The 10,145-nt window shown below is 47.9% G+C and carries 9 protein-coding genes; all 9 read right to left on the bottom strand.

Going from position 1 to position 10,145, the window contains the following annotated elements:
• Window positions 1-713: 713 nt before the first annotated feature.
• The 9 genes from rplS to smc all read right to left on the bottom strand — a co-directional run bounded on the left by rplS (window position 714) and on the right by smc (window position 9,934).
• Window positions 714-1,055, bottom strand: a complete 342-nt coding sequence (rplS, locus tag JOC27_RS13230; protein WP_205007749.1) for a 50S ribosomal protein L19 — start codon at window positions 1,053-1,055, stop codon at window positions 714-716.
• 201 nt (window positions 1,056-1,256) lie between these two features.
• Window positions 1,257-2,006 (bottom strand): tRNA (guanosine(37)-N1)-methyltransferase TrmD, encoded by a 750-nt coding sequence (trmD, locus tag JOC27_RS13225; RefSeq protein WP_205007748.1) that lies wholly within the window; start codon window positions 2,004-2,006, stop codon window positions 1,257-1,259.
• A complete protein-coding gene (gene rimM / locus JOC27_RS13220; protein ID WP_205007747.1) occupies window positions 1,996-2,520 on the bottom strand; it encodes a ribosome maturation factor RimM in 525 nt (174 codons plus the stop codon). Before rimM ends, trmD begins: the two co-directional genes overlap by 11 nt.
• Before the next feature lie 383 nt (window positions 2,521-2,903).
• Window positions 2,904-3,131: a KH domain-containing protein gene (locus JOC27_RS13215; RefSeq protein WP_205007746.1), complete on the bottom strand. Its 228-nt coding sequence runs from the start codon at window positions 3,129-3,131 to the stop codon at window positions 2,904-2,906.
• A gap of 21 nt (window positions 3,132-3,152) precedes the next feature.
• Window positions 3,153-3,425 (bottom strand): 30S ribosomal protein S16, encoded by a 273-nt coding sequence (gene rpsP / locus JOC27_RS13210; protein WP_205007745.1) that lies wholly within the window; start codon window positions 3,423-3,425, stop codon window positions 3,153-3,155.
• 91 nt (window positions 3,426-3,516) lie between these two features.
• On the bottom strand, window positions 3,517-4,863 hold the full coding sequence (gene ffh, locus JOC27_RS13205; protein ID WP_205007744.1) for a signal recognition particle protein: 1,347 nt from the start codon (window positions 4,861-4,863) through the stop codon (window positions 3,517-3,519).
• A gap of 12 nt (window positions 4,864-4,875) precedes the next feature.
• Complete coding sequence (locus JOC27_RS13200; protein ID WP_205007743.1) at window positions 4,876-5,211, bottom strand: putative DNA-binding protein; 336 nt, start codon at window positions 5,209-5,211, stop codon at window positions 4,876-4,878.
• Window positions 5,212-5,316: 105 nt separating this feature from the next.
• Window positions 5,317-6,312, bottom strand: a complete 996-nt coding sequence (ftsY, locus tag JOC27_RS13195) for a signal recognition particle-docking protein FtsY (RefSeq protein WP_205007742.1) — start codon at window positions 6,310-6,312, stop codon at window positions 5,317-5,319.
• A 49-nt stretch (window positions 6,313-6,361) separates the two neighbouring features.
• Entirely contained in the window at window positions 6,362-9,934 is a 3,573-nt protein-coding gene (gene smc, locus JOC27_RS13190; RefSeq protein WP_205007741.1) for a chromosome segregation protein SMC, read from the bottom strand.
• Between the last annotated feature and the right edge of the window lie 211 nt (window positions 9,935-10,145).

Here is a 10,145-nt window from a genome sequence, read left to right as displayed (position 1 = left end):
TTGTCCTGCTCTTCCCGCAGGCGTCTCGCGCCTTCGCTGTATTTTTCGGCAAAAATCATAGACACGCTTATATTTGGAGAAAAACTTAGCTTAGCTAGGTCCTCTTTTTGTAACAAATGTGCTCTGGCTGCTCGCTTGCCGCGGGCAGGACGGGAGCCTCCTCAGACAGGCCTTAACCTGCGGGGTCTCCCTTGTCCTGCTCTTCCCGCAGGCGTCTCGCGCCTTCGCTGTATTTTTCGGCAAAAATCATAGACTCGCTTATGTTTGGAGAAAAATTTAGCTTAGCCAGGGCCTCTTTTTGTAACAAATGCGCTCCGGCTGCTCGCTTGCCGTGGGCAGGACGGGAGCCTCCTCAGACAGACATTAACCTGCGGGGTCTCCCTTGTCCTGCTCTTCCCGCAGGCGTCTCGCGCCTTCGCTGTATTTTTCGGCAAAAATCATAGACACGCTTATGTTTGGAGAAAAACTTAGCTTAACTAGGTCCTCTTTTGTAAGAAATGTGCTTTGGCTGCTCGCTTGCCGCGGGCAGGACGGGAGCCTCCTCAGACAGACATTAACCTGCGGGGGCTAACTTGGATCGCTTTCCCACAAGGTGCCAGTGCGCCTACACTCTATTATTTCGTGCAAAATCTTATACATTCTTAATGTACAAAAAGAGGTCTGGTTGCCCAGACCCCCTCTCGCGTCTATTGTTCGATGAACAAAAAACAAGCTTATCTGCTCTTGATACGTGCCTTTTTGCCGCGCAGATTGCGGAGATAATACAGTTTCGCACGACGTACTTTGCCGCGACGAACCACATCGATTTTTTCAATTTTAGGCGAGTTGACAGGGAAAGCACGTTCCACGCCAACACTGTAAGAGATTTTGCGAACGGTAAAAGTTGCGCTGATTCCCGCACCGTGACGCTTGATAACAACGCCTTCGAACACCTGAATACGTTCATGCGTGCCTTCAATAATCTTCACGTGAACTTTGACCGTATCACCAGGTCTGAAGTCCGGAATGTCGCTGCGCAACTGTTCCTTCGTAATTTCGTCGATTACATTGGTCATAATCAATCATGGCCTCCTTCCGTACAAATGCTCTTACCAGCTTCGAGAGGGCAGCGGAACATCGTATTCAAAACACAATTGCCACAAGTTTTATCATAGCATACTGATTATTTTGCCGCAAGCAGTATTTTATTTATGAGCTGGACAAGTAATTGATAAAACGCTCTGATCACCGCCTGTGCAATCGGTCAAATGGCCTCATCAGCACCCTTTTTCGGATGCATGAAGCGTAAATTCATTCAGCCAGCGCTGCTCCTCTTCCGTCAATGAACGATCAGTTAGTAATTCCGGACGACGCTCCCACGTGCGGCGTAGCGACTCTTTATGACGCCAGTCGCGAATCCGCTCATGGTTCCCTGAAAGCAAGACGTCCGGAACTTTCATGCCGCAAAAATTGGCGGGACGTGTATAATGTGGATGCTCTAACAAACCATCCGAAAAAGAATCGGTGACTGCTGACGTCTCATTCCCGAGGACACCAGGCAGCAGCCGGACAACGCTATCTATCATCGCCATGGCTGCTAGTTCCCCACCGGTCATCACAAAGTCGCCAATTGAATACTCGTCGGTGACCAAATGCTCCGCGATCCGCTCGTCAAACCCCTCATAGTGCCCACAAATAAAAATCAGATGGTCTTCATTTGAAAGCTCTGCTGCATCCCTCTGTTGAAAGGGTTTCCCCTGAGGAGACGTCAGAATGATACGCGCAGGTTTCGAATCCGCGCCACGCACCGCGTCTAACGCGTCAAAAATTGGTTGCGGCATTAGAACCATGCCGGCACCGCCGCCGAACGGATAATCATCAACTTTATGATGCTTATTCTGTGTATAGTTCCGGAAATCGGTAATTTGGTAGGAGACGATATGATTTTCCGCTGCCTTGCCAAGAATTGATTCAGTCAACACGCCTTGAAACATCTGTGGAAACAGCGAGAGAATGTCAATTTTCATCATCGATCAACCCCGGAATCAAATGCACGATAATTTTGCGTTTCGCTACATCAATCGTTTTGACAACATCCTTAATATAAGGCAAAAGAATATCCTTGCCGCTCGTCTTGACAACCCAAACATCATTGGCTCCTGGTGAGAGGATCTCTTTCACAGAACCAAGTAGCCGGCCGTCCTCTGTATAGACATCGGCACCGATAATTTCATGGTAATAAAATTCATCGTTACCGAGTGCCTGCAGTTGATCGTGCGGCACAAATAAACTATGGCCCTTAAACTTTTCCACTTCATTAATCGAATCGTATTCAGCAAAAGTCAGGCAGACAAATGGTTTGCGAGACTGGAATCCAGTTACGGTCAGCGGTTGACGGCGGTGTGTTTTTGGATCCTCCGCGTAGAGGATCGCACCATTCGCAAAACGCTGCTCTGGAAAATCAGTTTCGCTGATCACTTTGACTTCACCTTTGATCCCACGGGTGTTGACAATTTTGCCGACATAGTACCAATCAGTCATCATGCAGCCTCCTTTGTTAGTGAGTATCAGTCCCCGCCTCTGTTTTTAGCCAAGTCTTTTTTTCAAAAATGCGCTCGAGCTCTGTCGCCACTTTTGCCCTATTAAATCAGATACATTCTTTTCTTATAAGAAAAACTTGGCTTAGCCAAGTCCTTTTTCAACTATTGCGCTTCGGTTGCTCGCTTGCCTTGGGCAGGACGGAAGCCTCCTCGGACAGACAGTAATCTGCGGGGTCTCCCTTGTCCTGCTCTTCCCGCAAGGCGTCAGAGCACCTGCGCTGCATTTTTGTGCGAAAAACTTTATACTTCATCTTAAAAAAGAGAAGGGAAACCCCCTTCTCTTTTTTATACCCGATCATTTATCGTTGCATCATTCCCGGGCATTTATTCACGAATCAGAAAACGAATCTTCTCCCCATTTTTGGTAGCCGAATTAAGCACAGTACGGATGGCTGAAGCCACAGTACCATTTTTCCCAATGACTTTGCCTATATCCTTTTTACTGACTGTCAAGGTATAAGTGACCACTCCGGCGTTTTCCTCATGTGTAAGAAGCATTTGATCAGGATGGTCAATGAGCGGGACAACAATGGCTTTAATCAATTCCTCCATTTTATATCCGCTCCCGCATCCTTATTTCTGTAGCTTTGCGTTGTGGAACTTTTCCATGATGCCATTTTTTGAGAATAGATTGCGAACCGTATCTGAAGGCTGCGCGCCCTTGCTCAGCCAGTCCAGTGCTTTTTCTTCATTCACTTCGAATGCTTTCGGTGTGGAAACCGGATTGTACGTACCGATTTCTTCAATAAAACGGCCATCACGTGGCGCACGGGAATCGGCAACAACAACTCTGTAGAATGGGCGTTTCTTTGCACCCATGCGTTTTAAACGAATCTTAACTGACATAATTAAACACCTCAATAAATTTTTTGTTTCGGCGGTTCCGATATCCACTGTCCGTGGAAGTCGGCGCCTATTTTTCTTAGCTATGATAAAGTTACATGAAAGGCATATTAAAAGGATTCTTACGCTTCTTGCCCTTGGCCTGCCCCATGAACTGTTTCATCATTTTTTTCATGTCTTTAAATTGCTTAAGAAGACGGTTGACATCGGCAATCGACGTGCCACTACCCAACGCGATTCGCTTTCGCCTGCTCGCGTTGATAATCTCCGGATCGTTTTTTTCCGACGGCGTCATGGAGCGAATGATTGCCTCGACCTGATCAATTTTCTTCTCATCAATCGATAGATTCTTCATGCCCTTTAGCTTGTTCGCGCCCGGCATCATCGCGAGCAGATCATCTAATGGGCCCATATTGCGAACCTGACCGATCTGATCCAAAAAATCGTCTAGCGTGAAGCTGACGTCACGCATTTTCTTTTCCATCTCGCGAGCTTTGTCTTCATCGAAAGAAGCCTGGGCTTTTTCGATCAGTGAGAGAACATCGCCCATGCCGAGAATACGCGAAGCCATCCGATCCGGGTGAAAAGGCTCAAGCGCGTCCATCTTCTCGCCCATGCCGACGAATTTGATCGGCGTCCCAGTGACCGCGCGAATCGATAATGCCGCGCCACCGCGTGTGTCGCCGTCTAGCTTCGTCATGATTACCCCAGTCAGGCCGAGACGTTCATGAAAGCTTGATGCGACATTGACTGCGTCCTGTCCGGTCATGGCATCAACCACAAGAAAAATTTCATCCGGATGGCTGATCGTTTTAATTTGCTCCAGCTCTTCCATCAGATTATCATCGATGTGAAGGCGGCCGGCTGTATCAATCAGGATTAAATCATGATGATCCGCTGCCGCCTGCGCGAGACCCTGACGGACAATCTCGACCGGGTTGACCTTGTCGCCCATTGAAAAAACCGGAATTTTTAGCTGAGCACCAAGGGTCTGCAATTGCTTGATAGCAGCCGGGCGATAAATATCGGCTGCGATCATCAATGGCTTCTTATTATGCGTTTTACGCAAATATTGAGCCAGCTTTGCTGCGGACGTTGTCTTACCGGCACCCTGAAGACCGACAAATAAGAGAATCGTCGGCGGTTTCAGCGCAAAATTGATCTTCGTCTGCTCGCCGCCCATCAACGCTGTCAATTCTTCTTGGACAACCTTAATAACTTGTTGGCCGGGCGTCAAGCTTTTCAGCACATCTTGTCCGACCGCGCGGGCTTCAACTGTCTTGACAAATGATTTGACGACTTTGAAATTAACGTCGGCTTCCAAAAGAGCAAGCCGTACTTCGCGTGTCATTTGCTTGACATCAGCTTCGGAGACTTTGCCTTTGCCGCGAATATTTTTCATCGCCTGTTGCAGTCTGTCTGCAAGACCTTCAAATGCCATTGAGCTCACTTCCTAATCCAGATTCTCTAGTTTCTTCAACACCGAATCCAGTTCTGCCTGGCCTTCATTGTCCCACTCCGCCGCACAGGTTCTGATTGCTGCAAGCAGAACCTGTCTGGCCTGGTATTTGCGGAATAAGCCTAGTTTCTCTTCAAAGGCTTCGAGTGTACTCTCTGCCCGTTTCAGATTATCATAGACAGCCTGTCTTGACACGCTGCATTTTTCCGCAATCTCGCCAAGCGAATAATCATTGAGATAATAAAGATCCAGATATTCCTGTTGTTTGGGGGTGAGAAGCGGCTGATAGAAATCATACAAGGCATTGACTCTCAAAATCTTCTCAAGCATCGCAAAATCCCCTTAACTGTAAAGGTCTTTTACTTTACTGAGTAATTTTAACGGAATACGCACGACGTGTCAAGCTTCTTCCTTAACAAGGTGCTACCTTAGCGTTCACGAAGGATCATCCTCAGATTCAGAAAAAAGTTCTGCAAATAAACCGTAAATAAAAGCATCAGCATTAAATGGCTGCAGATCGTTCACCTGTTCGCCAAGCCCAACCAGTTTAACAGGTATATCCATTTCGTGGCGGATACCTAGAACGATCCCCCCCTTAGCCGTGCCATCAAGTTTCGTCAACACGATGCCGGTGACGTCGGATGTCTGGCGGAAGAGTTTTGCCTGGTTCAATGCGTTCTGACCCGTTGTTGCATCAAGTACAAGTAGCACTTCCTGCGGTGCACCCGGTACCTCGCGCTCGATCACTCGTTTGATTTTTCCAAGTTCATTCATCAAATTGACTTTGTTCTGCAAGCGACCCGCTGTATCGCAAAGCAGCACATCAACACCTCTTGATTTTGCTGCTTGCACCGCATCATAAATGACAGCAGCCGGATCAGAGCCTTCCTGATGGCGAATCACATCAATTCCGGTTCGGTCACCCCAGACTTGAAGCTGTTCAATTGCACCGGCACGAAATGTATCCGCCGCCGCCAGTAAAACGTTTTTTCCTTCACTTTTTAAGCGATTCGCGAGTTTACCGATTGTCGTTGTTTTTCCGGCGCCATTGACACCAACCATCAGCATGACCGTCAATCCGTGCGGGTTGATCCGGAGCGCCGTCTCTTCTTTGCTTTTCGCCAAAAAATCTGAGAGCACTTCAACAATAACATCTTTCAGCTGTTGGCTATCTTTAATATTTCTTGTTCGCGCCTCATCTTTTAATTTTTCGACGAGATCCATTACAGTTGTCACGCCGACGTCCGATTCGATAAGAATATCTTCAAGCTCCTCGAAAAATTCCTCGTCCACTTTTCGATAACGCTTGACAAGATTATTCATTTTTTCCGAAAAAGAGTTCCGTGTCCGTGCCATCCCTGTGCGGAATTTCTCGGTTGCCGCCTCTGTTTGTCCGGTTATTTTATTCTTGATTTTGCTAAAAAAACTCATTGACGAAACCTCCTTTGCGATTCTTCTCTAATTTTAATTACGGGATGATTTAGCCACCGGCTTGCAGCAATTCTTCGGTCTCTTCCAAACGCACGGAAACAAGCCGCGAAATACCGGATTCTTGCATCGTCACGCCATAGAGTACATCGGCGTGTTCCATTGTGCCATGGCGATGTGTCACTACAATGAACTGTGTTTCGGAGCTGAATTTTTTCAAAAATTCCGCGTAGCGATCGACGTTAGCGTCATCCAGCGCCGCTTCCACTTCGTCAAGGACGCAGAACGGCACTGGACGGACCTTGAGAATCGCAAAGAGTAACGCGATCGCAGTCAGTGCGCGTTCGCCGCCAGAAAGCAATGACAGTTTCTGCAATTTCTTTCCCGGCGGTTCAGCGAGAATGTCAATGCCGCTATTCAAAAGATCGTCCGGATCAATCAACTTTAAGTCGGCTTGTCCGCCTCCGAACAATTCAGCGAAGACCGTCCGAAAATGATTCCGGATCTGTCCGAAAGTCTTCGAAAAACGTTGGCAAACTTCCTGATCCATTTCCGTCATGACATTTTCAAGATTGGCGCGAGCGCGCAGCAAATCTTCACGTTGTTCCGAGAGAAAATGTTCCCGTTCGCTGACCTGCTGATATTCTTCAATCGCACCTAGGTTGACCGTACCTAATTCATCAATTGACCGTTTAATCAATTTAACTTTTTTACGCGCCTCATCCGGTTCAAGGGTTAGCGGGAATTGTTCTTTCGCCGCCGCAACAGTCAATTCGTACTCCTCACGCAGCGTATCAATCAGGTGGTCGAGTGCGACATCGAGCCGGTTCAGCGACACATTCTCGTGCTCAAGGGCACTCGTCAACTGGTTCATTCGTCGCCGGGCATCGCTAAGTTCGGCTTCACCTTTTGACAATAGCTCCTGTTTGTTCCGACGCAGAGCCTTCGCTTTTTCCAGTTCATCTGCTGCGGATTCTTTCTCCCCTTTAACCGTTTGCGCACGGCGATCCAGGTCCTCTGCGGATAATTCATGACCGCCCAGCGTCTCATCCACATCCGCCATCGATAACTGCAGCGCGGCGAGCGTTGCCTTCAGATCAGCCGCTTTTTCCGCGGACTCATGCATCTTCTCTTTCAAATGCAAGGTAACCTGGCTCTGATGCGCCGCCTGAACCTTAAGCGCCGTAATTTCTTCCTGCAACGCATCTTTTGCTGCCTCTCTGTTTTTTCGCAGCGAGGAGAACCGCGCAATTTCTTGAGACGATTGTTGCTCTTGCTCTTGCTTGTTCTGTAGTTCAGCGGCGATTACCTTCAGACGGTTCTGAATCGCTTGCTGTTCTTTAACAAAATCGCTGTTCTCACGAGACAACAATTGAAATTTATCCGCACTGTTTTTTTCTTCGGCTCGCGACTGGCTACACAGCACTTCAAGATTCCGATAAGCGTCTTCAGCAGCTGCGAGTGCCTGTCCCATTTTGGCAGTTTCCATTTCTTCGCTGGCTATCCGAGCCTTCAGAGCAGAAAAAGACTGTTTTAATTCGCTGCTTTTCGCGCGCATTTCATCAATCTGCTGCTTCAACGATTCTATCTCTGTCGTTCGACTCAGGACACTGGAGCGATTCGTTTTAACACTTCCGCCAGTCATGGCACCACCTGGCGAGACAACGTCCCCTTCAAGTGTCACAATTCGATAGCGGTAATGCAGAATTTTCGCCAGCTGATTCGCTCCGGCAAGTGATTGTGCAATAACGGTCGTGCCGAGCAGGTGCGCCAGAATCGGACGATAGCGCGCCTCACATTGAATCAGCTGATCCGCCAAACCAACAAGTGAATCCCGTTGCTCAATAATCAACTGCCGTTCAGCGGCGCCAAGGCTGCGCCCCTTGATAACCGCCATTGGTAAAAACGTCGCTCGTCCTGCCTGACGCTCGCGCAAGAAACGGATCGCCTGACGTCCGGCGGTCTCATCGGCAACAATCACACTTTGCGCTGCAGCACCGAGCGCCGTTTCAATCGCCAGCTGATAGCGGCGGTCAACGCGAATCAACTCTGCTACCGCTCCATGAACCCCTTGAAGCTTTTCTTTATGTTTCAGTACTTCCTTGACGCCCTGGTAAAAACCGGCATAATCCTCTTGAAGCGCCTCAAGCATTTCCTTGCGCGATATAGCCTGATCAGATAGTCGATCAATTTTCTCAATTGCCGCTTTTTGCTGATCATAACGCTTTTTGTCTTTCTCAAGCATATTTTTCTGAACGGCAAACTGCGTTTTCAACTGGTCGCGTCTTTCACTTGCTTGTGCCAGATTGCTTTCGGTTTTCTCTCTTTCCTCTTGTGCTTTCCTGAGTGTTCGGTGAACAGCGTCCGTGTTTGCGGCACTCCGTCGCCTCTTCTCCTCAATTGCTTTGTCTTGTTCCGATAGATAATGTTGTTCATTATGGAGCGCTGCCTGCTGATTTAGTATTTCCACATACTGGCTGTTCAGTTCATTAAGCCGTGCTTCAAGATTCTGTGCAAAGCCACCAAACGCTGCCTCTTTTTCAGAGAGATCAGTATTTAATGCCTTCATTCGACTATTCTCCGACTTATATGCCCTTTCAGCCTCTTGCAGTGCCTTCTGCGCCTCCTGCAATTGCTGCGCGACGCTTGTCAATCGATCTTTCAATTCTTCAGATGTGGTCTCCGCATGCCGTTTACGTTCTGCAAGGACTTCTTTTTGTCCAAGTAGCTTCTCAAGCTGTTCGCCATACATCGCCCAGGCATTTTGCAAGCTGTCAATCTTCTGTTCCAGTTCCTGCAATGCCTGTCTGTTGCTGCTGAAAGCTGATTCTTCAGCGCTTATTTCCTGCTCGAGTGCCACCCGCTCCTTTTCCAAGCGCGCCGCCTCGGTTTTTGAAGCAGTCCAATCTGCATGCATTCGCTCAATATCATAAGCGAGCAGGCCGACATCAACCTGTTTCAGCTCCTCTTTCTTTTCCAAATATTCCTTGGCGAGCGATGCCTGTTCCTTTAGTGGTTCGAGGCGCGATTCAAGCTCATGGAGAATATCTTCAACTCTGCTCAAATTATCTTCAGCATCATCGAGCTGCTTTTCCGCAGCCTGCTTTCTTAGCTTATATTTAAGAACGCCCGACGCTTCTTCGAAAATCCGTCGCTTGTCTTCTGCTTTACTATTTAATATTTCATCAATTTTACCCTGTCCGATCACCGAATAAGCTTCTTTACCAAGACCTGAATCAAGAAATAAATCGACAATATCTTTCAGCCGGCAGCTCTGTCCATTGATCAGAAATTCGCTCTCTCCAGAACGAAAGACGCGCCGAGTTACGCTCAGTTCACTGAAATCAAGATTCAGATAATGATCGCTATTATCCAGTATCAATGTTACATCGGCAAGGTTGACTGCCTTGCGCGCATCACTTCCTGAGAAGATTATGTCTTCCATCTTCGTTCCGCGCAGTGATTTGGCCGATTGTTCGCCAAGCACCCAACGGATCGCTTCAGTAATATTGCTTTTGCCGCTCCCGTTGGGTCCAACGACGGCAGTTACTCCGGGCACAAACTCAATAGATGTCTTATCCGCAAAAGATTTGAAACCGGACACATCCAAGCGTTTGAGATACATCCCGTCCCCTCCGTTTCCAGTACCTATGCCCAGCCAGAGATGCCGGGCAAATTAGAAAAACTTAGCTGAGTCAAATCCTCTGAACGAGGGCGAATTTTTAGTTTTTCTTATACTTAATTAATTCCCCTGAAACCTTTTACTTTCTTAACGTATTAGAAAAACTTAGCTTAGCCAAGTCCTATTTTGAAACAAATGTGCTTCAGCTGCTCGC

Source organism: Sporolactobacillus spathodeae, assembly GCF_016908935.1.
Taxonomy (GTDB): domain Bacteria; phylum Bacillota; class Bacilli; order Bacillales; family Sporolactobacillaceae; genus Sporolactobacillus; species Sporolactobacillus spathodeae.
Note: the sequence above shows the minus strand (reverse complement) of the source record. Positions and strands in the feature narration are given on the sequence as shown.

Bases quoted from the DNA above. Each gene is read 5' to 3' on its own strand.
- rplS (WP_205007749.1), bottom strand. From the start codon at position 1,055: ATGACCAATGTAATCGACGAAATTACGAAGGAACAGTTGCGCAGCGAC.
- trmD (WP_205007748.1), bottom strand. From the start codon at position 2,006: ATGAAAATTGACATTCTCTCGCTGTTTCCACAGATGTTTCAAGGCGTG.
- rimM (WP_205007747.1), bottom strand. From the start codon at position 2,520: ATGACTGATTGGTACTATGTCGGCAAAATTGTCAACACCCGTGGGATC.
- JOC27_RS13215 (WP_205007746.1), bottom strand. From the start codon at position 3,131: ATGGAGGAATTGATTAAAGCCATTGTTGTCCCGCTCATTGACCATCCT.
- rpsP (WP_205007745.1), bottom strand. From the start codon at position 3,425: ATGTCAGTTAAGATTCGTTTAAAACGCATGGGTGCAAAGAAACGCCCA.
- ffh (WP_205007744.1), bottom strand. From the start codon at position 4,863: ATGGCATTTGAAGGTCTTGCAGACAGACTGCAACAGGCGATGAAAAAT.
- JOC27_RS13200 (WP_205007743.1), bottom strand. From the start codon at position 5,211: ATGCTTGAGAAGATTTTGAGAGTCAATGCCTTGTATGATTTCTATCAG.
- ftsY (WP_205007742.1), bottom strand. From the start codon at position 6,312: ATGAGTTTTTTTAGCAAAATCAAGAATAAAATAACCGGACAAACAGAG.
- smc (WP_205007741.1), bottom strand. From the start codon at position 9,934: ATGTATCTCAAACGCTTGGATGTGTCCGGTTTCAAATCTTTTGCGGAT.